This window comes from Candidatus Avedoeria danica (assembly GCA_016703025.1).
In the GTDB taxonomy this organism is placed as follows: Bacteria; Chloroflexota; Anaerolineae; order Epilineales; family Epilineaceae; genus Avedoeria; species Avedoeria danica.
In genome coordinates, this window is the sequence record JADJCV010000004.1 from 650677 (window position 1) to 674179 (window position 23503).

The 23503-nt window shown below is 69.2% G+C and carries 16 protein-coding genes, 23 tRNA genes and 1 pseudogene; 14 read left to right on the forward strand and 26 right to left on the reverse strand.

The features are described from left to right. The first annotated feature begins 123 nt into the window (after positions 1-123). The 4 genes from IPG72_05885 (at position 124) to IPG72_05900 (ending at position 5315) form a co-directional block, all read left to right on the forward strand. Positions 124-2391 carry a hypothetical protein gene (locus IPG72_05885; protein ID MBK6768552.1) on the forward strand — a complete coding sequence of 756 codons (2268 nt, stop codon included), beginning with the start codon at positions 124-126 and terminating at the stop codon, positions 2389-2391. A 94-nt stretch (positions 2392-2485) separates the two neighbouring features. Then, the gene (locus IPG72_05890) at positions 2486-3103 is read left to right on the forward strand and encodes a hypothetical protein (protein ID MBK6768553.1); all 618 of its coding nucleotides are present in this window, start codon (positions 2486-2488) and stop codon (positions 3101-3103) included. A 211-nt stretch (positions 3104-3314) separates the two neighbouring features. Next, on the forward strand, positions 3315-4055 hold the full coding sequence (locus IPG72_05895; protein ID MBK6768554.1) for a hypothetical protein: 741 nt from the start codon (positions 3315-3317) through the stop codon (positions 4053-4055). A gap of 1187 nt (positions 4056-5242) precedes the next feature. Beyond that, positions 5243-5315 (forward strand) — tRNA-Arg (locus IPG72_05900). Positions 5316-5387: 72 nt separating this feature from the next. Here IPG72_05900 and IPG72_05905 read toward each other — a convergent pair. Further along, positions 5388-6523, reverse strand: a pseudogene (locus tag IPG72_05905) (site-specific integrase). A 925-nt stretch (positions 6524-7448) separates the two neighbouring features. Between IPG72_05905 and IPG72_05910 the strand changes: the two are divergent. The 7 genes from IPG72_05910 to IPG72_05940 all read left to right on the forward strand — a co-directional run bounded on the left by IPG72_05910 (position 7449) and on the right by IPG72_05940 (position 12025). Then, the gene (locus IPG72_05910) at positions 7449-7652 is read left to right on the forward strand and encodes an excisionase family DNA-binding protein (GenBank protein MBK6768555.1); all 204 of its coding nucleotides are present in this window, start codon (positions 7449-7451) and stop codon (positions 7650-7652) included. Positions 7653-7681: 29 nt separating this feature from the next. After that, on the forward strand, positions 7682-8137 hold the full coding sequence (locus IPG72_05915) for a hypothetical protein (GenBank protein ID MBK6768556.1): 456 nt from the start codon (positions 7682-7684) through the stop codon (positions 8135-8137). Next, the gene (locus tag IPG72_05920) at positions 8118-8534 is read left to right on the forward strand and encodes a hypothetical protein (GenBank protein ID MBK6768557.1); all 417 of its coding nucleotides are present in this window, start codon (positions 8118-8120) and stop codon (positions 8532-8534) included. Before IPG72_05915 ends, IPG72_05920 begins: the two co-directional genes overlap by 20 nt. Before the next feature lie 34 nt (positions 8535-8568). After that, a complete protein-coding gene (locus IPG72_05925; protein ID MBK6768558.1) occupies positions 8569-8787 on the forward strand; it encodes a hypothetical protein in 219 nt (72 codons plus the stop codon). Positions 8788-8799: 12 nt separating this feature from the next. Then, complete coding sequence (locus IPG72_05930) at positions 8800-9192, forward strand: hypothetical protein (protein MBK6768559.1); 393 nt, start codon at positions 8800-8802, stop codon at positions 9190-9192. Between the two features lie 1007 nt (positions 9193-10199). Further along, positions 10200-10409, forward strand: coding sequence for a hypothetical protein (locus IPG72_05935; GenBank protein MBK6768560.1), 210 nt, complete (start codon positions 10200-10202; stop codon positions 10407-10409). 926 nt (positions 10410-11335) lie between these two features. Beyond that, on the forward strand, positions 11336-12025 hold the full coding sequence (locus IPG72_05940; GenBank protein ID MBK6768561.1) for a helix-hairpin-helix domain-containing protein: 690 nt from the start codon (positions 11336-11338) through the stop codon (positions 12023-12025). Positions 12026-12257: 232 nt separating this feature from the next. Here the strand turns inward: IPG72_05940 and IPG72_05945 are convergent, their stop codons facing one another. The 24 genes from IPG72_05945 to IPG72_06060 form a co-directional block, all read right to left on the reverse strand. Next, the gene (locus IPG72_05945; protein MBK6768562.1) at positions 12258-12707 is read right to left on the reverse strand and encodes a sensor histidine kinase; all 450 of its coding nucleotides are present in this window, start codon (positions 12705-12707) and stop codon (positions 12258-12260) included. An 849-nt stretch (positions 12708-13556) separates the two neighbouring features. Beyond that, a complete protein-coding gene (locus tag IPG72_05950) occupies positions 13557-14231 on the reverse strand; it encodes a response regulator transcription factor (protein MBK6768563.1) in 675 nt (224 codons plus the stop codon). Between the two features lie 20 nt (positions 14232-14251). Beyond that, entirely contained in the window at positions 14252-14776 is a 525-nt protein-coding gene (locus tag IPG72_05955; protein ID MBK6768564.1) for an HNH endonuclease, read from the reverse strand. Between the two features lie 95 nt (positions 14777-14871). After that, positions 14872-14955, reverse strand: a tRNA-Leu gene (locus IPG72_05960). Positions 14956-14991: 36 nt separating this feature from the next. After that, a tRNA-Thr gene (locus tag IPG72_05965) sits at positions 14992-15063 on the reverse strand. 42 nt (positions 15064-15105) lie between these two features. Beyond that, positions 15106-15180: transfer RNA gene (locus IPG72_05970), tRNA-Pro, on the reverse strand. Positions 15181-15224: 44 nt separating this feature from the next. Continuing rightward, positions 15225-15298 (reverse strand) — tRNA-Val (locus IPG72_05975). Positions 15299-15320: 22 nt separating this feature from the next. After that, positions 15321-15395, reverse strand: a tRNA-Pro gene (locus IPG72_05980). A 26-nt stretch (positions 15396-15421) separates the two neighbouring features. Then, positions 15422-15493 (reverse strand) — tRNA-Gly (locus IPG72_05985). 9 nt (positions 15494-15502) lie between these two features. Beyond that, a tRNA-Ala gene (locus IPG72_05990) sits at positions 15503-15574 on the reverse strand. Positions 15575-15676: 102 nt separating this feature from the next. Further along, positions 15677-15749 (reverse strand) — tRNA-His (locus IPG72_05995). A gap of 69 nt (positions 15750-15818) precedes the next feature. Next, a tRNA-Ile gene (locus IPG72_06000) sits at positions 15819-15892 on the reverse strand. A 27-nt stretch (positions 15893-15919) separates the two neighbouring features. Further along, positions 15920-15992: transfer RNA gene (locus IPG72_06005), tRNA-Asn, on the reverse strand. 79 nt (positions 15993-16071) lie between these two features. Then, a tRNA-Phe gene (locus IPG72_06010) sits at positions 16072-16144 on the reverse strand. 3 nt (positions 16145-16147) lie between these two features. Then, positions 16148-16218: transfer RNA gene (locus IPG72_06015), tRNA-Cys, on the reverse strand. Between the two features lie 11 nt (positions 16219-16229). Further along, positions 16230-16317, reverse strand: a tRNA-Ser gene (locus tag IPG72_06020). A gap of 45 nt (positions 16318-16362) precedes the next feature. Beyond that, positions 16363-16434 (reverse strand) — tRNA-Arg (locus tag IPG72_06025). A 103-nt stretch (positions 16435-16537) separates the two neighbouring features. Further along, positions 16538-16610 (reverse strand) — tRNA-Glu (locus IPG72_06030). A gap of 9 nt (positions 16611-16619) precedes the next feature. Then, positions 16620-16688: transfer RNA gene (locus IPG72_06035), tRNA-Met, on the reverse strand. 65 nt (positions 16689-16753) lie between these two features. After that, positions 16754-16827, reverse strand: a tRNA-Met gene (locus tag IPG72_06040). 18 nt (positions 16828-16845) lie between these two features. Next, positions 16846-16917: transfer RNA gene (locus IPG72_06045), tRNA-Arg, on the reverse strand. Positions 16918-17351: 434 nt separating this feature from the next. Next, positions 17352-17436 (reverse strand) — tRNA-Leu (locus tag IPG72_06050). 86 nt (positions 17437-17522) lie between these two features. Continuing rightward, a tRNA-Leu gene (locus IPG72_06055) sits at positions 17523-17606 on the reverse strand. 95 nt (positions 17607-17701) lie between these two features. Continuing rightward, positions 17702-17775 (reverse strand) — tRNA-Arg (locus tag IPG72_06060). Between the two features lie 314 nt (positions 17776-18089). Between IPG72_06060 and IPG72_06065 the strand changes: the two genes are divergently transcribed. The 3 genes from IPG72_06065 (at position 18090) to IPG72_06075 (ending at position 23466) form a co-directional block, all read left to right on the forward strand. Beyond that, positions 18090-18800 (forward strand): thioredoxin domain-containing protein, encoded by a 711-nt coding sequence (locus IPG72_06065; GenBank protein MBK6768565.1) that lies wholly within the window; start codon positions 18090-18092, stop codon positions 18798-18800. 49 nt (positions 18801-18849) lie between these two features. Then, positions 18850-20298 (forward strand): DUF309 domain-containing protein, encoded by a 1449-nt coding sequence (locus tag IPG72_06070; protein ID MBK6768566.1) that lies wholly within the window; start codon positions 18850-18852, stop codon positions 20296-20298. 144 nt (positions 20299-20442) lie between these two features. Continuing rightward, complete coding sequence (locus IPG72_06075) at positions 20443-23466, forward strand: O-antigen ligase family protein (GenBank protein MBK6768567.1); 3024 nt, start codon at positions 20443-20445, stop codon at positions 23464-23466. Here IPG72_06075 and IPG72_06080 read toward each other — a convergent pair. Continuing rightward, positions 23426-23498, reverse strand: a tRNA-Ile gene (locus tag IPG72_06080). The two genes, IPG72_06075 and IPG72_06080, sit on opposite strands and share 41 nt — an antisense overlap. Positions 23499-23503: the final 5 nt, after the last annotated feature.

Consider the following 23503-nt stretch of genomic DNA (forward strand, 5'->3'; position numbering starts at 1 on the left):
CTTTCCAAACCAGCCCGGACTGCGCTCGAACACCGTTTACGACATCGCGTTCGACCCGCGCAGCGGCGACGCCTGGCTTGCCACGGCGGACGGCCTGACGCATGTCGCCCGCAGCACCGGCTGGTGGACGACGTACGTTCACCCGTCCCTCGCGCCCCAGCGGCCGAGCTTGACGTCGCCGTCGTCGACGATGGGCTGCCGCCGCTGCGGGTCTGGAGCGCCGTCGCCGTTGCCGCTGACGGCACGCTCTGGGCCGGCATTCCACAGTCCGATCGGGCGCTTGACACCAGCGATGCCCGTGCGCTCGACCGAATGGCCCCGGACGGCGGCGTGGTGCGCCGCACGCCCGACGGCCGATGGACGTGGTTTCCGTTCCACCCGCAGCGGACTGCCGGGCCCGCCCGATCGACGGTCGCCGACCTGGCCGTGCTGCCGGACGGCCGGCTCGTCATCGCGCACGGGCGGCGCGGCAACACGGACGTCGCGCTCACGATCCACGGCCCCGCAGCCGACGATTGGTCCGCCGTCCGTTCCGTCGGCCCGATCGGCGCGGTGGCCGATGGGCCGCGGACGGGCCAGGTCATGCAGCTTGCCGTCGCGGTCGAGCCCGGCGGCGGCTTCAGCCTCTGGCTGGCCACATGGAGCCGCGGCGTCTACCGCTGGCGGGATGGGCGCTGGACAGCGTTCAGCCGCACGGACCAGGGCGAAGGGATTGTGCCGGCGCCGGGGCTGTGCAGCGACCAGGTCTGGGCGATCGCGGCCGCGGCGGACGCGGTCTGGGCGGCGTGCGTCGGACGGTCGGGGGAGGAGGGGCTCGGGGTGAGCCGCTTCGACCGTGCCGCCGAGACGTGGCAGCGGATCGGGCCGGCGGAGGGGCTCCCGACCGGCACCGTCACGGCGATCGCCGCCGTCGCGGGCGGTGCGTTCCTCGGCACGGACGAACCGACGACGCGCCACTCGGGCGGTCTCGGCGTCGTGCCGCTGAAGGCCAGTGCGGCCGGCGTGACGATCGAGCCGCCGTTGTCGACGTTTGCCGACGGCCGAACGCCGCCGGCAAACGAGGTGACGGCGCTGGCGTTCGATCCGACCGGCCGGTTGTGGGTCGGCACGCGCGGCGCCGGGCTGGCTGTGTACGACCCGCGCGACGGCCGGTGGCGTTCCTGGACTGCCGCGTCGACGGACGACGGCCTGGCGGGCGACGCCGTGACGGATGTCCTGGTCAAAGGCGATGACGTCTGGGTGGCATCGACGCGCAGCCGCCACGCCGTGAACGGGCCGTCGGACGGCGGGCTGACGTTGATCGACCGCGCAAGCGGCACGGTGCGGCGGACGATACGTCCATCCGCCGGCGGGTTGCCGAGCGGCCAGCCGAGCAGCCTTGCGCTCGGGGTGGATGGGCGCGTGTACGTCGGCTTCGGCGCCGCGACGGGCGGCGTCGGTATCGACGTGCAGCAGGGCAGCGGCGTGGCGGCCTATGACCCGGCGGCCGACGTCTGGGCGATGTGGCGGCGCGGCTCCGGCGGACTCGTTGGCGACACCGTCCTCGACTTGGCCAGCGGAGCCGAGGGCATCTGGGCTGCGGTCAGCTACGCCCCGGACGGGACGAGCGCCGCTCGCCTCACGGGCGGCGGCGCGACGGTGCTCCACGAGGACGCCTGGCTCGCCTGGCAGTCCGGTGACTTCGGGTTCGTGAGCTACCGGGACGGCGAGATCTCCGGCGATGTCCGATCGGTGCACGAGGCGGCCGATGGCGCGGTGGGCGGGCAGCTATACGCTCGAGGGCGAGATCGCCGGCGTCTGGCCGAGTGTCGACGCCGTCGTGAACCGCTACGACCCGTTGCGCCGCCAATGGCGCGCCGCGACCTTCCCGCGGGACGGGTGGATCCCGGCGATCGTCGACGACGAGGACGGGCGCGTGTGGCTCGGCACGACGCGCGGTCACACCGGCGAGATCTGGCGGGCCGACGAGGTGCGAGGCGATCGGGACACCGTGGCCGATCGGCGGGATCCGGCGCTGGGGGGGATCTGGCTTGGCACCAGCATCACCGGGCCGTTCGACCGGATTGCGCCGGAGAACAGCGGGCTGGCTGCGCGGGCGATCTCGGCCCTGGCGATCGAGCCGGCGACCGGCCACGTCTGGGTCGCCACGTCGGGCGGCGGGATCAGCGTCTTCACCGGCGGCGAGCGGTTCGGCCCGACGGATCCCGGCCGGCCGATCGGCCGGGATCGCAGCCGACTGCCCTATCGGGCGTGGCTGCCGGCCGCCCAGCGGTAGACGGGCCGCGGGGCTGCCGGTCGATGGCGCGTGGGCCGTTCCGGGTGCTGCCGGAGGGACCGCACGCGTGCGCCGCAGTTTCGCCGCCGGCCGGACGATCGGCCGGCGCAAGTTGACCCGCGCTTGGCGCGTCCATACCCTTGAACGGTTGTGCGGTTGGATCGAGATGTCCGTTGCCGGCCGCGCCTACGAACCGACCTGGAGCTGTGGATGAACCTCCGACGCATGACCCGCGCCGCCTGCGGCACGCTTGCCTTGTCGCTGGCCCTCCTCGCGCCGCCGCCGGCCGCCGCGCAGCAGGGGACGATGCAGGACCCCGCCAGCTGGCTGACGTTGGCCAACGGAGACGAGATCCTCGCGGCCGCGGTGAATCCCGTCGACGGCCGGTTGTGGGTCGGCACCGAGGGCGGCGGCCTCGTGGTTTGGGAGCCCGGGCAGCGGACGTTCAGCCAGTACGTGTTCCCCAACCAGCGCGGGCTCCTCTCGAACAACGTCTTCGACATCGCATTCGACCGGCAGACCGGCGATGCCTGGTTGGCCACCGAGATGGGCCTCACGCACGTCGAGCACGCCACGATGGCGTTTCGGTCGTCCGTGGCGGACACGCCCGAGGCCCGGCCCGAGCACTCACAGGATGTCGTCGACGCGTACGGTACGGACGTGTTCCCGGACAGCCGCATCTTCTCGTCGGTGGCGGTGGCGGACGATGGTGTGGTGTGGGCCGGTACGCCGGACCGAGAGTCGCGCGGCGGGGCACGGACGGACAATGGACGAAGTTCGTCTACGACGAGGCCGACCCCGAGCTCGGACCGCTGCGCGAACAGGTGACGGACATCGCCGTCCTTCCGAACGGACATGTCTGGGTCGCACACGGCCGGACGCGCACCGACGTGTTCGTCTCGGTGTTCGACCCCGACTCGCAGGAGTGGACCGGCATCCTGACGACGGCGCCGAACGGCGACTTGGCGGACGGTCCGCGCACGAGCCAGGTGATGGAGATGGCCGTCGAGCGGCGTGGCGGCGCTGCGTTCTACGTCTGGTGCGCCACGGGATCAAGGCGTACCGCTGGGACTCCGAGACGGCGACGTGGACGGAATACAACGATCGGGATACCCGGATCGCCGGCGACGCCGACGCCGGCCTGTGCGGCGACACCGTGTGGTCCATCGCCGAGCGGGACGGCTACGTCTGGGCGGCGTGCGCGAACACGTCGGGCAACACCGGGCGCGGGGCCAGTCGGTATGACCCGGCGACGGATACCTGGCGTCGGATCCGCGGCTCGGACGGCCTGCCGACGGACATCGTCACCGCGATCGCGCTGGGGGACGGGGTCGCTTACTTGGGTACGGATGAGCCCGAGCACGTGACGCGCGGCAGCCACGGCATCATCCCTGTGCGATTCGACGGCGCCACGCCGATCGTGGACCCAGCGCTGCAAACCGCCGCGGTGACGCCGTATGTCAACGAGATCACGGCGCTGGCGTTCGACCCCGTCGGTGACCTGTGGGTCGGGACGCGGCAGGCAGGCGTGATGCGCTACAACCCCAGAACCGCAGTTGGACGCACTACACCTACGAGTCGACGGGCCGCCGATTGGCGGGGACCTGATCACCGATATCGCGATCGTCGGCGACGAGGTCTGGGTGGCCAGCGGTCACGAGCGGATCGCGAGCGGGGCCTGGGTCGACGGCGGCATCGGCATCTTCGACCGGAGCGCGAATGCCTGGGCGCGGACGCTGACGGTGGAGGCCGGCGGCCTTTCCTCCAGCCAAGCCGGTAGCTTGGCCGTGGATGGCGGCGGTCAGGTCTGGCTTGGCCACGGCTTGGGCAACAGCGTGACGAACGGCCCGGCCAGCTCCGATGTCCAACAGGGCAAGGGGCTCGACGCCATCGACCCGTCGGCGGGACAGGTGGTCGCAAGCTACACGTTCGCCAACACGGGCGGGCTGTTCACGGGCGACACAGTGCTCGGCTTGTCCGCGACCGGACCGGATGTCTGGGCCGCCACGAGCTACGCCGGCGGCACCACGGGCGACCGGGCCGGCGGCGGCGTCAGCCACTGGGACGGCGCCAATTGGCGCGGTTGGCGTCACGGCGACGCGGGCCTGCTGAGCTACGGCGACGGCGGGATCACCGGCGACTTCCGCAGCATTCTGGCCGAGCCCGGCAGCTACGTTCGGGCCGGCACCTTCGGTGGCGACGAGTCGGACGTCGTCTCCTTTTGGCCGCTCGTCACAGCCGTCGTGAACCGCTTCGATCCGATCGATCAGCGCTGGACGGCCGCTGAGTTCCCGAGCCAGGGCTGGATCTCGGCGATCGAGCGCGATGCCGTCAGCCAGGTCTGGCTCGGCACGACGCGCGGCCACATGCAGGATCTCTGGCGGGGCGACGGTGTCCTGGGCGAGGATGCGGAGAACCCGAAGGAAAAGGACCTGGCGGACGGCGGAATTCTCGTCGGCGATGTCAGCATGACGGGCACGTGGTTGAACCTGACGCCGAGCAACAGCGGCCTGGCCGCCAAGGCGATCACCGCGCTGGCGATCGAGCCGTCCACGGGGTTCCTCTGGGTCGGCACGGAAGGCGGCGGCCTGTCCGTCTACACGAACGGCGAGCCGATGGGCCCGCCGCCGACGCCGCGGCCGACGCAAACGCCGTGCCCGACCGGTGTCGACTGCCCGACCGTCACCCCCACCGCCACGCGCACGCCCCAGCCGACGACGCCGCCACTGCAGACCGCACCGCCGCCTGGTCCCGGCACGGCGCTTCCGACCGCCGTCGGGCTCGGGAGCAACGACGATGACGGCGACGACGACGATGAGCCGGAGCCACCGCCCGAGGTGCCGGAGGCGAGCACGTGGCTCCTCCTGATCACCGGCGCCGTCGCGCTCGGAGGCTACGCATGGTGGCGGCAGCGGGGCGCGGTGTCGTCGGCGCAGTGATGTCGCGGGCGTGTACAATCCGGTGCATGCCCCCGTAGCTCAGCGGACAGAGCAGCGGACTTCTAATCCGCGGGTCGCAGGTTCGATTCCTGCCGGGGGTGCTCTGTAACTGAACCTGTGCCGTCCGGTGTAATCGCCGGTTGACACCAATTCTGACACCAATTGGCGAACATTCAGCCCGCGCCGTCGGCCCACAGCAGGCCGCTGAGTTTGTCCGACGCGTCCGCTTTGAGCGACGGCAGCACGTGGGCGTAGGTGTCGGCCGTCAGCGATATCTGACTGTGGCCGAGAATCTCCTTGACCACTTGCAGGTCACCCCCTGCAACAGCAGATAGGTCGCGCACGCGTGGCGCAGATCGTGAAAGCGCTTGCGCGGCAGCCCCGCGGACGCCAGCAGCCGTTGAAACGCCTTCGTCACGTTCCGCCCGTCCAGCGGCGTGCCGATCGTCGAGGCGAACACGTGACCGGTCTCGTGCCAGCGATCGCCGGCTAGCAGGCGGTCGCGGTTCTGTCGGGCGCGATGCTCTCGCAGCTTGGCCGCCACCCCCACCGGAAACGGCAGCGTGCGGCGGCTGAGGCGCGTCTTCGGCTCGACTCGCACCAACTTGCCGTCAACGCGCTGCAACGCCTTGCGGACGGTCAACGTGCGCGCGTCGAGATCGATGTCATCCCACACCAGCCCAAGCGCCTCGCCGCTCCGCAGCCCGGTCGCGAGGACGACGTGATATAGCGCCTCATCACGGTTATCCTTGGCCACGTCGAGCAACGTGCGCGCATGCACTGGCGTCAGCGGGTCGAAGTGCGGTCGCGTGGCCGTCGGCGCGTTCGCCAGCGCCGCGACGTTCCGGCTGACCAACTCCCACTTGAGCGCTTGGTTGAGCGCACGGCGCAGAGTGGCACGGATTCGCTGGACGGTCGATGCCGTCAACCCGTCCGCAATCTTGGCCGCCCACAGCGTTTCGATGTGCTGCGGCGTGAGGCGCGCGAGGCGATGCCGGCCAAGCGTCGGCTTGAGGTGCATGCGGACGTGCTGCGCGTAGGACGTGTATGTGGCCGGGCGAACGTTCGGCTTGACGCTCGACGCCAGCCATTGATCAAGGAATGCGGCGACGGTCTGCCGTTCGTCCAACGTGGGCATCCCGCGCTCGACGTCGCGCAATGCGGCATTCATCTTGGCGGCCGCTTCCTGCCGTGTCGCGGCGTAGACGGCGCGCCGCTTGCCGTTGGGGAGCGACACGCGGGCCATCCATCGGCCGTCGGCACGCTTGACGATTGATCCTTCGCGGTTGCCACGTCTACCGTGCGACATCGTCCGCTCCGATTGTCTTGGCGCGCCGTCGGGCGCGATAGTCGCGCGCGGCGTCGCGCTGTGGGGCGCCGCTGTCGCGGCAGTTGGGGCAATACGTCCGCCGTCTCGCCGACGGTCGTGGAAATGGCGTATATCCGGCCCCGCATGCCGAGCACAGAGCCAAGCCATCGGACCGGCTGACAGCATGCATTAGCTGGATGACAAGGGCTCCAAATAGGCCGTTGCCCGCTAGGCTGATTGTCGCACCCCGGGCATCGTGCCATTCAAAGATAGGACGTGCCGCCCCGATGGCGAGCAGCTCGCGCATATAGTAGGCGAACGTAAAACGCTGGCCGCCGACGTCAACGCCCCACCATCGCGACGCCAGACCCTCAGGCGACCGTACGTAAAGCTGCTCCCAATCGGCTTCCCTGCCAATCTCGCCGTGATGGAGCCGCGCGCCGATGTTTAGAACGGCACGGAACTGCCGCGACCGGTGGCGCCACTCGTCAACCAGCTCAAAGAACTCCGGCCCACGCTCAACCCGTTCGGGTTCGCCAATTCCGAGCATGCCCCAGCGGCGAGCAAACGACACGATGGCATCGTCACCTTGGTCAGCCAAGCGAACGAACCGGTCAAGCTGTCCTGGCTCGGCACGGGTCCAAGTCCAAAGTCGCTCTCCCCCAATATGGGTCCACAGGATCCGGTTACCCTGCAACCGCACTTCGGCCGGAACAAGCCATCGGCCGATCGGCGCCGGTCGGTCGAGCCCGTCGAGCCCGCCGATCCCGGCCAACTCCCAACCTTCGCGGTCTTCCCGAAACGTCATACTGGAATCATAGTCCGGCCGTGGATGCGAGTCCACTGACGCCGTAGACTGTGCCTTGCGTCCAGGCGATACCGCATGGATGCCCCCACAGGGCATTAGGAGATTAGGAGTTGAACGATGGACAAGCTGTTGCTCAGGATCACCGAGGCCGCCGAGCTGACCGGGATTGGACGGTCAAAGGCTTACGAACTGGTGCAGACAGGTGAATGGCCAGCCGTCCGCATCGGCCGCAGCGTGCGCGTCCCGGCGGCATGGCTCGCCGGTTGGGTCGAGCGCTTGGCCACGGAGGCCGCTGAGGCGATCGGCGACGGCGCGCGTTAGCATCGGCCGCGCGGCACGTGGCACCGCTGATGGATGCCGATGCGCTGGTGGACCTTGACGATGGCTCTAACGTCGCGCGTATCGTGCCAAGGCATCCACCACCGTGCGCCGCGTCGGCCGCCATCGACCTATGGTCGCACGGGTCACAGGTGACGATACGCAGGTCGCGGGCGAGCATTCAAGGCATGCCGCAGCGGGGCGGCGGCCGGCGCGGCGACGTGACCGAGTTCTCGGCGGTGTCACGGCGCGGACTGCGGAGAGAGCTATCGATGATCGACATTCGACACGACGCGCACATCGCGACGCTGACGTATCCGGCGAACTTGGCACCGTCGGCGGCTGCGCTCAAACGCAGCCGCCGACGGTTGCGCGAACGCATGCGCCGTCAATGGCAGTCGAGGCCGCACGTCGCCTATTGCCGTCTTGGTTTTTACAAAGGCTGGCGTGCCGCACTTCCACATTGCGATGTACGGCATCCCGATTGACGAACTGCGAATGTGGCTTGGCGAGGTGTGGCCGGATGTGGCCGAGACTGCGGCGTATGGCCACAGCGAATGTAGCGTGCACGTCGCGCCGATCAGTAACCCACGCGCCGCAGCAATCTACATGTCCAAGCCTGATGGTCGCAACGTCGCAAACGCGATCGGACCGTGGGGCAAGCGCTGGTGCCGCTGGGGTGATCCGACGCCGTTCCGCTCCGAGGTGGTGACTGCCGATCTGCCGGATGCTGTAGCTGACCGGATGCTGCGCCACCTGTGCCGCTTCGCTCACCTCCGCCGACGTGCATATCCGTCGCTGACGCTGACGTGCGACCCGGCGCAGTGGTCGCGGGTGCTGGCGTACGAAGTTGAGCGGCACTACCAACTGAGCGGAGGTTGCTGATATGGCCGACCATAGTGCAGGCGTTGACAAGCCGATGACCGCTGGCAAGCGGCGTGCCCTAGTCCGCTCCGCTCTCGGCGCGATGGTGTACCGCCTCAGCGCGGCGCGCGTGTCGATGATCGCCGACGACTGCGCGGCGTTGGAGCTTGACGCGCGGGCAACGCTTGACCGGGCGGCACGATGGGCGGCCGTGTGCCGCGCGGCTCTGGACGCTGGGCGACGGCTGCCCGACGCGCTCGACGCGACCTCTTAGGACGTGCCAACGATGACCGCCGATAGTCGCGAATTGTCACCAAGAATGGCGCCGGCCGTCGCCGTGTTCGCCCGCGGCGGCACGGTCAATGAGGCGGCCGAGGCTGCGAAGGTCGACCGGCGCACGGTGCTGCGCTGGCGCCAGCTGCCGGCGTTCTCGGCGGCCGTGCGCGTGGTCGTGTCGGACGCGTTCGCCGATGCCGTCGCGGTGCTGTCGGATGCAAGCGGCGACGCATCGCGCTACCTGGCCGACGTCGCGCGCGGCCATGCCCCGTGCGATGGCGGGCGCGTGAACGCGGCGCGGCTCGTGCTGACGCTAGGGCCGTCGCTGCGGGATGCCGTCGAGTTAGAGGCGCGGCTCTCGGCCTTGGAGGATGCGATTGGAGGTCAGGATGCATCGGGCTAGGATCGCCCGTGCCGTGCGCGCGTCGGAGGCGCGACGACTCGCGTATTGCCCCACGTGCAAGGGACGACGCCGCTACGTCGTCGACGACCCCAAAAACCCCGAACGCGGCGGTTCGCCCGATGATCGTTCACCGTGCCCGCACTGCGGCCGCGGGGTGTTCGTCTTCCGGATCGTGTACGGCTCCGACCCTGGCGTCATCGGAGGCGATGATGCGTAGATCACGCCTTGACCGCGCCGAGCGGATGGCGCGGCGGGCATGCTCCCATTGTCCAGCGTGCAAGGGCCGCCAGAACTTTGTGCTACACGAGCACGACGACCTTGAGGTCGTTGCGGCCGCAATCGCACCGTGCCCGCGCTGCGGCCGCGTGCCAAGCGGCGGGTTGTGGTTCGGCTACGATCCTGAGGTCGGCGACGCTGAGCGGCGGGCATGATGGCGACGTCATACGCGCGACGCTTGGACCGTCTGGGCCGAAACGTAAACCGCCATCGCCGCACGCATTGTCCCGCGTGCCGATTCAAACGCGCGGGGGAGCCGGTCGTCGACACCCCCGACGGCACGCGAGTATGTCCGTGGTGCGGGCGCGCGCCGCGCGTTCTTTGGATTGCGCGTCCTGCTGACGTTTGGCTCTGCTATCACGACGACGGCACGCGGCATCCGCTCCCGGCGCCGTGCTCGGCTCTCGGCGGTGATGCCGTCAAGGTTTACGACGGCATCGACCCGAACGACATCTAGCGGGCGACGATGCCGCCGACGGGTTGCGGTTGGCCGTCAGACGGGGCGAACCTGGCAGCAAAGTCAGCATCGTGAAACATTCCGACGCGGCCAGATCAACAGAGTAAATCCTCTCCAAAGACTCTACATAAGAGCAATAGTGCGACATAGTTGCAACTGACAGGCGACTAAGTTGCACACTATGGGCCGCGGTGGCATCCTAGCCGGCAACCGAATGTCAGCTTGGAGGCTCACTTTGGAACAAGCAAGGCACCGACCACGGGTTGTTCTCACGTTGGGGGCGGAGACCGCCGCCGCACTGGACGCAACTGCGGCGCGGCTGTTCGCTGGCAACGTCTCCGGCGCGGGCGATCTGGCGATGGCGCTTGGACTGGCCATGCTCGCCGATGTCGAGCGCGTGCCCGGTGGTCCTGGCCCGCGCGGTCGATTCGTGCCCGATGTCGCCGCCATCCTGGCCGCGCGTGGTGCGAACCGTCCAGCGTAGCACCGGGGCGTTTCACGAACGCCCCACAACGCACCTACGCGGCCAGCTGGACGGGCGCGCCGAGGAGGGCAAGCCATCGCACCGACGACGCGACGGGCGATCGATCCGGGTCGATAGGGTCAGGGCATGGTCGGCGATTCGACCACTTTGCACTCTGTCGCTTGCATCGCGTTCGCTCCCGCTGTACTTAACCCGGCCACATTCCAAGCAACCGCCAATTAGGATTGCAACATGCGCCGTTCCGCGTGGATCGTTGCCGCCGTCGTCGCACCGTTCATCACGATACCGATTCGCGCCCATGCCGCGCCGCCGTGCGGAAACCCGATTCTGAATCGTCATTGCGTGTACCTCCTGCGGCGATCGGCCCGGCTGGGCGCGGGTGCGAGAGGATTACGGGCGACGCGTTTGACGACTCGACGGCGTGGCGGTTCCTCGCACCATCCGGCACGCGGGTGTCAGTTATCGGAGAGGCCGCGAAGACAGGGGGGAGCGGGATCCGGTTGTCGTCGGTGGGGTTTTCGCCCGTCGGAGTGCAGTCCAAGGCTACCGTCCGGTGGGCGCGAGACCGGGACGTATGGATTACCGGCTGGTATCGTGAGGTGGAGGGGACGAGCGGAGCGTTCTCAGACGGGGACAGCCTTTCGATTTGCGCCATCCCGGCCGAACGGACTGACTCGACTGGCGTGCCGGGATGCTGGAAGGTTGTGGCCCCGATCGCCGCGACGGAGTGGGGGTTGGTAGAAGAGGACATGACTCGCCGCGTCGCCATCGGGTACGAACTTCGGCTGTCGGTCGAGGCTAGGGGCGACACGAACTGGGACGTTGACGACGTCGCGCTATGGTCATGCAAGCCCGGCGAGCGCCCGCGCTGACCTACCCCCGCGCCGCCCGCCTTCCCCACCAACCGCACACCCAGGAGCCCCACCGTGCCCCCGTCGCAGCCGCCCATCGTTGTCGCACGCCAGTTCGCCGCCACCGCCTGGGCCAAATACATGTCGCTCTGGAACGCTGGCCGCGGCGGGATCGCCGTCGCGCTGTTGCTGCCGTGCTGCCTGTGCTTCTTCTGCGGATCGATCGTCACCATGTCGGGGGATGACGCCCCGAATCCGACGGCGCCGCCGCGGCCGGCAGCGACCGCACGGGCGACGCGTACGCTGCGGCCGGCAGCGACCGCACGGGCGGCGCGTACGCCGCGGCCGACGAGCGAGCCGCGGGCCACGTCGACGAAGCGGCCGGCGACGGCGACGGACGAGCCAGCGACCGAGACGAGCGTGCCAGCAACCGCGGTGCCGACCGAGCTGCCCGCGACGGTGGCACCGGCACCGCCCACGGAGGCACCCGCTACGGCGCACCCCCTCGGCTTTGCTGCGGTACCTCCGGAGGTTCCGGCGGCCCCTCCAGCCGCGGTGGCGCAGGACGGTTGCGTGGACATTAATCGCGCGGGATTCGGGGACCTCATGCGCATCATCCATATCGCCGAAGTTCGCGCCAACGAGATCATCCAGATTCGCGGTTCGCGGCCGTTCCGATCGGTGGACGATCTCACCCGCGTCAACGGCATCGGCCCTGCAAGGTTGCGAGATATCAAGGCGGAGGGTCTGGCCTGCGTTCGGTAGCGATGCCTGGACAGCACGAGACGTCCCGCCCCCGCCGCGCATGAATTGCCGCCGCGGCGAGTATGGGATTCGTGGGCGGGAGGGGTGAGGCACCACTGCACTTGACACCAGTTCTGACACCAATTGGGGCGGATGACACCAATTCTCAGCGGACGCCCGAACACGACACGCTCCGACCGTAAAGAGAATACGGCACGCCACGAACGTCCTCGGACGCCCATCCTTCGAACTTCTAATCCGCGGGTCGCAGGTTCGATTCCTGCCGGGGGTGCTCTCGTCGACCGGTATCGTCAGGCGCTGGGAACGGTACCGCCCCGGTGCCTGCCGCCAACAGCGTCAAGCACACCGCCGCCCCGCCCCCCGCCGCGTCCGTCGCCCAGATCCGCCCGCCGTGTCCCTCGACGATGTGCTTGGCAATCGCGAGGCCGAGGCCGGTGCCGCTGCCGCGTCGGGCACGGTCACCGCGATAGAAGCGCTCGAAGATGCGCTGACGCTCGCGCGGCGGGATGCCGGGCCCCTCGTCGCTCACGCAGATCATCACGTCCTGACCGCCGTCCTGACCGCCGTCCCGGCCACTGTTCTGACTGCCGTCGTCGCCCACACCCTCCACGATGTTGGCCGTCACCGTGACCTTCGCGCCCGCCGGCGAGAAACGCCGCGCGTTGTCCAACAGGTTGACGATCGCCCACGATGTGGCCCTCGTCGGCCAGCACGAGCAGTCCGGGCTCTGCGACGATCTTGACCGTGACGTCCGCCTCGGCCATCAAGCTCGCGACCGAGGCGCGGGCGGTGGCCAGCAGGTCGCCGACGGCGATCGGTACGAGCCGGAACAGCGCGCGGCCGGACTCGAGCTGGTTCAGCTGGACCAGATCGTCCGCCAGATCGCGGATCCGACCGACCTGATGGTCCATGTCCGCGAGAAGCGCCGCGCCGCCTTGTGCGTCTGCCGGCCCCTCGCGGAGCGCGTCGATCAGAAGCGTCAGCGTCGTCAACGGCGTGCGCAGGTCGTGGGATACGTTCGCCACGAGGTCCCGCCGCGCCCGCTCGAGGTACTCCAGCGCCGTCTTGTCGGCCAGCGCAAGGACGAGCTCGCCATCCTCGATCGGAACGGCCCGCACCGCGAAGAGCCGCTCCGCGATCCGCACCGGCTGGCTCTCGAGGTTGCCTCGCCGCGCGTCATCCACGACCGCGCGCAGCTCGGCGGAGCGGATGGCCGCCATCAGCGACGGGCGCTCCGACGGCGCAACCGCGAACCATGACTGAGCCGTCGGATTCGCCTGAACCACGTCGAGGCTGGCGTCGAGGAGGAGCACGGCGACGTCGACGGCCTCGCACGCGCCCCTGAGGCGCGCTTCGGCATGCGCGAGGTCGCGCGCCGACCGTTCGAGCGCCCGCTGCCGCTCCGCAGAGACGGCGAGGCCGTCCAGCCCGGCGTGGTGCGCGGCGCGTGCCCGACCGATCGCGAAGCCGATCCAGGCCGCGGCCAGCGCCACTCCGAAGACGATCGCTCCGTCGAGCATGATGGGGCAGGCTAGCCGTCGAACCGGTAGCCGACACCCCGGAGCGTGGTGATCCGAGCGGGATTCGACGGATCGTCCTCGATCTTCTGGCGCAGCCACCGGATGTGGACGTCGACGGTGCGGCTGTCGCCGAAGTAGTCGTAGCCCCAGACCTTCTCCAGCAGCAGGTCGCGGCTCATCACCGCACCGCGGTTGCGCACGAGCTCAGCCAGAAGGTTGAACTCCTTGTGCGTGAGCTGGATCTCCGCGCCGCCGCGGCTGACCCGCCGGCCGATCAGGTCGATGCGCAGGTCGCCGGACTCGAGGACGGTCTGGCGCAGCGCCGGCGCTCGCCGCAGCAGCGCCCGCACGCGCGCGACGAGCTCACCGGTCGAGAACGGCTTGGTGACATAATCATCGGCGCCGGACTCGAGGCCGACGATCTTGTCCAGGTCGCCCGAGCGCGCGGTCAGCATGAGCACAGGGATGTCGGAGCCGGCCGTGCGGAGCGCGCGACAAGCGCTCATGCCGTCGATGCCGGGCAGCATGACATCCAGAACGACGAGGTCGGGGCGGCCGTCGTTCACTTGATCGACCAAGAGGTCGGCGTGGTCGCTCGTGGCCACGCGATAGCCATGGCTGCTGAGTGTCGCCGCCAGCGTGTCGCGCAGCGTCGGCTCGTCCTCGATGATCAAGATGTGTTGCATTGCGGGCTGGCTCCGTGCGATCAAGCGCCAGCGTCCGAATCGCTGGGCTGGAGGTATTTCCGCCAACCATCGGGCCCGCCGTCATGGCCGACGAACGCCAGCGCCACGTAGCGCGGCGACTCCGGACGTGACAAGAGCTTCATCCCAGCCTCGTCCGGCAGCCGACCGCCCTTGCGGCGATTGCAGCGGGCGCACGCGGCCACCAAGTTCTCCCACCGCTTCGGTCCGCCGCGTGACCTGGGGACCACATGGTCGATCGTCAGCACGCCGCGTCCGGGCGTCCCGCCGCAGTATTGGCACGTGTAGCGGTCGCGCGCGAGCACGCCGCGGCGTGAGACCGGGATGCGCATTCGGTACGGAATCCGAACGTAGGTGACGAGCCGAATGACGGACGGCGTCGGCAGCGCGATGTGCTCGGCCCGCAGCACGGCCCCGACCGCCTCGACGAGCTCCGCCTTGTCCTTGAGCAGCAGTACGACGGCTCGGCGCACCGAGACCACGTTCAGCGGCTCGAAGGATGCGTTCAGGACCAAGACCGATGTCACCGCGCGGCCCTCGGGTGGAGGAGAAGGTCAACGCTGCGGATTATAGTCGGCCGAAAATGCGTTCCACAATTGGACGATGGTGTCCAACGTTCGTGTGCCGAGGGTGGGAGTCGAACCCACACGGGTGTTACCCCACGCGATTTTGAGTCGCGCGCGTCTGCCAGTTCCGCCACCCCGGCGAACACGGACCGGCCCGGTGGGCGGCCGTCCAGCTGAGCCCACGGGCGGATTTGAACCGCCGACCCCGTTCTTACCAAGAACGTGCTCTACCACTGAGCTACGCGGGCGGACGAACAAGCCGCCCGCAGCAACCCTGCGGACGGCCGGAGTCGGGGAGAGAGGATTCGAACCTCCGACCTCATCGTCCCGAACGATGCGCGCTAACCGGACTGCGCCACTCCCCGAAGAACTTCTGCAATTGTACGACCGCCGCGCCGAAACGCGGGTGTGGGCGCGAGAGGACTTGAACCTCTGACCTCACGGATGTGAACCGTGCGCTCTAACCAGCTGAGCTACGCACCCGCACGAACACCTGATCACGAAGTCGGGGCGAGAGGATTCGAACCTCCGACCTCTTGGCCCCCAGCCAAGCGCGCTAACCGGACTGCGCCACGCCCCGTTCGGCGATATGGGATTGTCCGAACAAGCGGGCGATGAGATTCGAACTCACGACCCTCTGCTTGGGAAGCAGATGCTCTACCACTGAGCTACGCCCGCGCCGCCCGATGGAGCTGAGGGGATTCGAACCCTGACCTCTTGAATGCCATTCAAGCGCTCTACCAACTGAGCTACAGCCCCGAGCCCGACGCGAACACCGCGCACGCTCGCACCCAACACGCCTTCTTCCCTACAGACCCGAACCGGTCCAGACAGCACTCGACCCCGACAGGACTCGACGAGGGAGACCAGAGGGGCTTGAACCCTCGACCTCCTGATCCACAATCAGGCGCTCTGCCGACTGAGCTATGGTCTCCATGGCGCTAGGCTTCGAATCGCCATCGCGTGTCCGCTGACCAGATCGACGTGGCGTCCGATCTGGAGGTGGGCGATCCAGGAGTCGAACCTGGGACCTCTCCCTTATCAGGGGAGTGCTCTAACCAACTGAGCTAATCGCCCGCGCGCTGGCGTGTTGCCAGCGAAGTGCTCCACCGACTGGACTTGAACCAGTAACCCTCCAGTTAACAGCCGGATGCTCTGCCAATTGAGCTACGGTGGATTGATTACGGACAGGGATCGATGCGAAACCGTCAAGCCGCGGCAGACCGCGCACCGCCACGTGCACAGCCGCCGCAGAGTGCCGAGGCCCAGACTTGAACTGGGGACCTCTTCCTTTTCAGGGAAGCGCTCTACCAGCTGAGCTACCTCGGCGCAAGGCCACGGCCGGAATCGAACCGGCGATGAGGGTTTTGCAGACCCTTGCCTTGCCACTTGGCTACGTGGCCACAATGATCAGCGGAGAGGGCGGGATTCGAACCCGCGACCGGCTTGCGCCCGCAACGGCTTAGCAGGCCGCTCCATTACCGGGCTATGGTAACCTCCCCACGGTTCGAACAAGGCGTCGGTTGTTAAGCTGCGCGCGCCTGAGGCTGGGGGACAGGGATTCGAACCCCGACTATCTGATCCAGGAGTCAGACGTACTACCATTATACGATCCCCCAGTGACGGGATCTGGATCCCCTTGGCCGAGCTTCTCCTGAGCCGTGCAACGTTGACCACGCAACGTCGGCAGGGCAGAGGCCTTTCGCCGAGCCTTGGGGTGAGTAGCCCCTACGGGATTCGAACCCGTGTCTCTGCCTTGAGAGGGCAGTATCCTAGGCCTCTAGACGAAGGGGCCGATGACGATAGCGGGGCAGGATTCGAACCTACGACCTTCGGGTTATGAGCCCGACGAGCTGCCACTGCTCCACCCCGCAGCAATCACATGATTGTACCATCCGCCCGCCGCGGGTCAATTCCGCGACGGATCATCGATCTAGGTGGCGGCGGCTGGACTCGAACCAGCGACCTAGCGATTATGAGCCGCTCGCTCTAACCAACTGAGCTACGCCGCCTCGCGACAGACCGTAAAGTACCCCCGGCAGGACTCGAACCTGCGCTCCTGGCTCCGGAGGCCAGTGCTCTATCCTCTGAGCTACGGGGGCGCACCAACCCTGGCAACCGGAAGCGATACCCCCGATTCTGTCGAGACCGTCATCTATCTCAGGCTCGAAACCGAGTCTGGCGCCGCCTGGCTTGGTGCGTGTTGCACACCTTCGCCGGCGCCGCTGCGACGGGACCGCGCATCGCCACACCCGCTAAGGGAGCGATTGGCCCGGCCCACCCGCCTTGCTGCCGTGGTCGCCTCGCCTGCGCGCGAACGTCACCGTCCGCGCCCTCGCCTATCCGGCGAGCTTTCACCCTTACCCGGACGGATCCGGGCAGGTCTTCTCTCTGTTGCGGCTGTTGTCGCGCGCCCTCGCGGAGCGCGCTCCCTCACTTGCTGTTTCGTGAGGACCACATGTGTATGGCAGTCGGGAAGTTCCTCTGGCGCTCGCGCGCCAGCGACGGTTTGCCCTGGTTGCCTGGTAAGGTGCGATGCGGAAGGGGAGACTCGAACTCCCACCCTCTTAACGAGGACTAGGCCCTCAACCTAGCGCGTCTGCCAATTCCGCCACTCCCGCGAGTGGACCCTGTCGATCCGAACCCTGTCGATCCGCAGACTGCCGATCCGCACACTGCAAATCCGCACCCTGCTGAACAGACCCCATGCCGAGGGCGAGACTCGAACTCGCACGAGCTTACGCTCACAGCGTTCTGAGCACTGCGCGTCTGCCAATTCCGCCACCCCGGCCACACCGAACCAGACCGAACCACACCGACCCAGACCGTGAACCCACACCCGCATCACGCAGGATCCGCTCACGAACACGGAACCGACCCACACAGTATCCCCGGGAGGACTCGAACCTCCGGCCTTCTGGACCGCAACCAGACGCTCTAATCCACTGAGCTACGGGGACCGACCCGGCCACCATGTGGTGACGACAGGAAGGGTAAGATAACACGCGGACTGCGACCGGTCAAGCCTGTCCCGTGGCGGCCCGGGGACGACCCGGGCGCATTGACGGTCCGAAGCGCTCCCCCTACAATCGCGCCGCGGCCGGCGACCGACCGCCCCTAGTACTCCACCACTGTGGATTCTAGGGGTTCCCTACTCTGGTGGCCGCCACGAGCATGTTCAGTGGTGGAGTACTAGTGCGTCGCCAACTCGATGAGCCGTTTCACGCCGCACGTCAGTCCGACGTGCGTGCCCCCTCGCATGGAGCAGACTATCGTGGCGAAGCCGACGCGGGCCGGGGTCTCGTTGCCGCTGGTGGGGATCGTTGTCCTCTTGGCCGTGTTCTTCCTCGGCGGGCTGTTCTGGTTGCTTTCCCCCAAGGATTTGCAGGAACCGCTCATCCAGACCTTCCCGGCGGCCGCCCCGCTGCCGTTCGGGACCACCGAGGACGGGCACCCCTATCTGGGCAATGCCGACGCGCCGGTCACGGTCTACGAGTTCGCCGACTTCCAGTGTCCGCACTGCAAGCAGCACAACGACGTGTTCGCGCGCGAGTTCGAGAAGACGTTCATCACGCCGGGCAAGGTGAAGCTGGTCTGGGTGACGTTCCCGTTCATGGGCGACGGCACCGAGAGCGACGAATCGGTGCTGGCGTCGATGGCCGGCTATTGCGGCTTGGAGCAGGGCAAGTTCTGGGAAGTGCACGACTGGCTGTTCGAGAACCAGGGACCGGCCGCCAACCAGGGCCAGTTCAACAAGGAGCGTCTCCGCAAGATCGCCGAGCGCATGTCGCTCGACGTGACGAAGTGGGACGCGTGCATGGATGCCTCCGCGACGCGCGACAAGGCGTTGGCCGACAAGGCAAAGGCGCAGGAGCAGGGTGTGGCGAGCACGCCGTCGTTCATGGTCGGCGAGACGATCGTCGAAGGGACCGGCACGGAGAAGATGGCCGAGTTGGCGGCCGTCATCGACAAGCCGTCGCAATAGCACCGGCGGGCGCACCCGACGCGGTCGGGCGCTCCGGGGCAACACTCCGTTGACTGCACGCGATGACGCCGCCGTATCTCCTCCGCGCCTGGCGCAGGCGGCGGCCATCGCGCGCGGCCGGGCGCTGTTCAATCGGGCCGACTTCTGGGCGAGCCACGAGGCCTGGGAGGCCGCTTGGCGCACGGCGGCGGAACCCGATCGCAGCGGCCTGCAGGGGTTGATACAGGCGGCGGCCGCACTGCACAAGTTCGTCGTTCAGAACAACCCATCCGGTGCCGTCCGGCTGATCGATCGGGCGCTCGAGGGCTTGGCGCCCGTCGGTCCAACCGGCCTTGGACTGGACTTGGCGGCACTCTCCAGCGAGTTGCGGGAGTGGCGCCGCCGGCTGACCGATGGCCCACCGTCCGACGCGAGCATCATCGGCTTGCCGCATCTCGAACGTGCATCGGTGCGGCCCGAAGGACTGCTGCCCGCGCCGTTGAGCGTCGAGGCGATCGATGTCTGGGTCGTCGAGGACGGCCGCCGTCGTGCGCTCCTCGTCGCCGTGGCCGCCGACGGTTTCGTCGGCTGGGGAGAGAGCGTCGTGCCGTGGAGCGAGCACGGTGTCTTCGATGCGTTGTGCAGCTCCCTCGCCCCTGCCCTGTTGACCGAGTCCGTCGGCTCGCCGGCCGAGCTGAGCGTCGTCTGGCGAGGCGTTGCCGCCGAAGGGCGCGCCGCCGCCGCCCTCGAGATGGCGGTGTGGGATCTCTTCGCCCGACGGTTGGGTGCGCCGCTCCATGCCGCGCTCGGCGCCGCCGCTCGTCCCGTGGCGGTGGCGCAGCGCATCCACGGCGTGACGGCCGCCGCCCTGGCGGACGGAATCGGCCGCGCGCGTGCGGCGGGCTTCACGGCCGTCCACCTGCCGGCGCGGCCGAACGCGGATCAGCGACTGCTGCCTGCGCTCGTGCCGGAGCTGCACGACCTTTCGTTTGCGTTCGATCTCGACGGCGCCTACCGGCTGGCTGATGTCCATGCGCTCGCCGCGCTGGACCGCCTGGCGCCGTCATTCCTCCACCGCCCATTTCCCGACTGGGCCGTGGCGGACATCGTGCGGCTTCGGCGTTGGCTGGGCAGCCCGATCTCCATCGGCAACGTCGTCGGTGCCGATGCGCTCGCGAACGCCTTCGAGCTCGGCGCTGTGGCGATCGCGCACGTCGATCCGACCGCGATCGGCCTGTCCGAAGCCGTGCTCGTGCTGGAAACGGCCTACGGCCACGGCATCGACGCCTGGGTCGGCACGCCCTCCGTCACGCCGGTCGCGGCGCGCGCCGCGCTGGCGCTGGCCATGGCCCCCGGCGCGACGTTGCCATGCGCGCCGGGCGACGGCTTCGGGCGCTGGGGCGCCGAACGGATCGCCGACGGCCGGTGGTCCGCACCGGACGGCGCCGGCCTGGCCGTCGACCCGCCGCCCGAGTGGCTGGCGGCCCACCAGGTGCGGCACGAGCGGCTGCAGGCCTAGTACGTCACCACTGCAGATTCTCCGGGTTCCGCACTCTGGTGGAAACCCCGAGCGTGTCCAGTGGTGGTGTACTAGGGGACGATTGAGCCCTTGGCGCGCGTCGTCGATGACCGTGGTCCGGGGGCCGACGTCCCCGGCGCGTTCATGACGAAGCCCGACGTCGCGGGCTGGGTGGGCGGCCGCGTGGTCGCGGCATGGCCGGCGGCGCTTGCCTTGGCCGTGGTGTTCCAAGGCGGCGCGATGCCGAACGAAGCCGCCGACCGGCCGCCCGTGCTCGGTGTGAACATCGATGTCGATCCGACGGCGCTTGCGAGCGCCGTGGCCGCCAGCTCCGGCATCGGCGACGCGCTGCGGGTCCGGCTGGATTGGGCGGCGGTCGAGTCCGCGCGCGGCACGTTCGACTGGTCGGCGTGGGACGAGACCGCCGGCGCGATGCGCGCCGACGGCCGGCGGGCGCTCGTCGCCGTCGATACCGCCCCGGCGTGGGCGCGCCAAGATCCGCCGTGGCCGGCGAGCTGGTGGGTGCCGTGCGAGGCGGAAGCGCGGTCGTGGCCGGCAGGGATGCCGCCAACCGATGCGGCCGACCTGGCGCGCTTCCTCGGCGTGTTCGTCGCCCGCTACCGGGACGTGCTGCTGGGCGTCGAGATCTGGCGCGAGCCGAACTCCGTGCCGCATTGGCGCCGCACCGGGCCGGACCCGGAGGGGTACGCCCAACTGCTGGTCGCGGCCGGGCGTGCGGTGCGGGCGGCGGCGCCCGAGGTGTGGGTGGTCTCGGCCGGCTTGACCCCGACGACGGACGTCGGTCCATGTCATATGTCGGACTACGTCTACCTCGACCGCTTGGCGCGAACCGGGGCGCTCGCGACCGTCGATGCCGTCGGCGTCGAGATCAGCGGCTTCGAACGCACCGTCACCGACCCGGCCGTGGACCGCGAGGTCCTGAACGTCCGCCGCGCCGAGCTGTTGCGGCGCGTCCTCGTCCGCCACGGCATCGAGCGGCCGATCTGGATCGTGGCGGCGATCCCGGGCGATGGGAAGTCGCCTGATGACCGGGACGACGGGGACGGCGATGGCGTTGTCGGCGATGACGGCGACGATGGGGTGGCCGGGGGCGGGGACGACGTGTCGACCGATCCGGCGACCGATCCGGCGACCGATCCGGCGACCGATCCGGCGACCGCCCAGGCCGCCTGGTTCGCGGCGGTCTGGGGCATGGCACGCGCCGAGTGGCCGTGGCTCGGCGCGTTGTTCGTCGGCAACTTCGCCACGGCGGGCGCACCGGTCGCGGAGCTTGCCGGTCAGCAGATGAGGCTCGTCGAGGAAGACGGCCGGCCGTCGGCACTCGGCGCCGCGGTTCGGCAGGCGACGTCGGGCGTCTCTCTCCCGGAGCCCAACCCCTCGGACGACGATCGCACGATGGCCGCGTCGCCCGAGCGGTCCCCCGTCGGATCGGCGCGCATCGTCCGGCCGTGGCCCGAGCGGCCGGGACGCTGGGCAGCGCTCATCGGGCTCGCCATCGCCGCCGCCGGCGCAGCGTGGGCGACGACGACTTGGGGAATGCGTCGGCCGTTCGTCTGGCGTGCGGCGCGCCGATTTGCGGCGGTGATGGAGGAGGCGGCGAACGACGCGACGCGGCGTGCAAACTGGCGCTCGCCGTGGTTCGGCCGCGCGGTCCTCGCCGCGCTCGTCCTGGCCGACGGCGTCGTCGGCTGGCCGCTCAACGCGCCGCTCGTGCCGGCCGCCGTCGCCGCGGCAACGGTCTGGCCGATGGCGGCGGTCTGGCTCGTCGCCGCAGCGGCGCCGTTCTACTTCGCGGCGTACGCGCTGGACCTCGCCCCGGCGCTCGGGCCTCAGGCGGTCGGGCCGGTCGAGCTGCTGATCGCGGTGACGGTCGTTGGTGCCGGTGCGCGCCGGCTGCTCGATCGCGCGGCCGCGTCGCCGGCGCCAACGACTTCGATGGGGGACGCGGCAGTCGACGCGGCAGATGAAGCCAAGGCGATGGGGACCGCGGCGACCGGGAGCAGCGTACGTCGCCTCCTTCACCCCGTCGATGTCGGCGTCGTCCTCCTCGTCGTCTGGTCGGCGTTGACCCCGCTGTGGGCCGAGGAGCCGGCGCTGGCGCTGCGCGAGTGGCGGACGGTGATCGCGGAGCCGGCCGCCTTCTACGCCGTCCTTCGCCTCTGGCCGAATCGACGATTGGCCGCGGCATCGGCTTGGCACGGCATCGTCGCCGGGGCAACGATTGCGGCGCTGTGGGGACTGTTCGGCGTCGCCGGCCATGCCATCGGCTGGGGCGAGGGTGCGGTCGCGGCCGAAGGCGTCGTGCGCGCGCAGGGCCCGTACAACTCGCCGAACAACCTGGCGTTGATCCTGGGACGGGTCTGTCTCGGGCTGGCTTCCGGCTGGGTGTTCACGCAAGCAGCGGCATCGTCCGGTCCGCGGCGCGCGACGCTCGGCTGGGCGGCGTTCCTCGCCTGCACTGCTGCACTGCTTGGCACGTTCAGCCGCGGGACCGTCCTCGTCGGCTTGCCGGTGGCCGCGCTCTGGCTCGGCGTGCTCGCTGCCCGCGGCCGCCTCGGGGGCCGCGCGGTCCGCTGGATGGTGGTGGCGGCAGTCGCGGTCGCGCTCGCCCTCGCCCCTTTCGCCCGCACCGAGCGCGTGGCCGGCGCGCTGGCGATGCAGCCGGGCACGACGCTCTACTACCGCGTGCGCCTGTGGCAGTCGGCGGTGCGGATGGGGCTCGACCACCCCGTGCTCGGCGTCGGCCTGGACAACTTCATGGGCCTCTACCGGGATCGCTACGTGCAGCGCGACGTGATCCAGGAGCGCTTCCTGAGCCACCCGCACAACGTCGCGCTCGATTGGTGGACCCGCCTCGGACTGCCGGGCGCCGTGCTCTTGGCGGCCTGGCTCGTGTGGTTCGCCCGCTCGGCCGCGCGCGTCGTGATCGCGGGGCCTGGCGCGGACCGCACGTTGGCGGCGGTCGGGGTCGGTACGCTGGTGTACGGGCTGGCGCACGGGCTGTTGGACAACAGCTTCTTCTTGGTCGATCTGGCGGTGTACACCTGGGTGTCCCAGGCGCTGATCCTCGCCGCCCTCGAGCCGAGCCAAGCCGATCCGATGCGAGTGGGCCCACCAGGATTCGAACCTGGGACCAACCGGTTATGAGCCGGCCGCTCTAACCGCTGAGCTATAGGCCCGCGCC

Coding starts and splice junctions, on each gene's coding strand:
- IPG72_05890 (MBK6768553.1), top strand. CDS start 2,486: ATGAACCTCCGACGCATGACCCGCGCCGCCTGCGGCACGCTTGCCTTG.
- IPG72_06075 (MBK6768567.1), top strand. CDS start 20,443: ATGACGAAGCCCGACGTCGCGGGCTGGGTGGGCGGCCGCGTGGTCGCG.
- IPG72_05925 (MBK6768558.1), top strand. CDS start 8,569: ATGACCGCTGGCAAGCGGCGTGCCCTAGTCCGCTCCGCTCTCGGCGCG.
- IPG72_05920 (MBK6768557.1), top strand. CDS start 8,118: ATGTACGGCATCCCGATTGACGAACTGCGAATGTGGCTTGGCGAGGTG.
- IPG72_05930 (MBK6768559.1), top strand. CDS start 8,800: ATGACCGCCGATAGTCGCGAATTGTCACCAAGAATGGCGCCGGCCGTC.
- IPG72_05910 (MBK6768555.1), top strand. CDS start 7,449: ATGGACAAGCTGTTGCTCAGGATCACCGAGGCCGCCGAGCTGACCGGG.
- IPG72_05950 (MBK6768563.1), bottom strand. CDS start 14,231: ATGCAACACATCTTGATCATCGAGGACGAGCCGACGCTGCGCGACACG.
- IPG72_05915 (MBK6768556.1), top strand. CDS start 7,682: ATGGATGCCGATGCGCTGGTGGACCTTGACGATGGCTCTAACGTCGCG.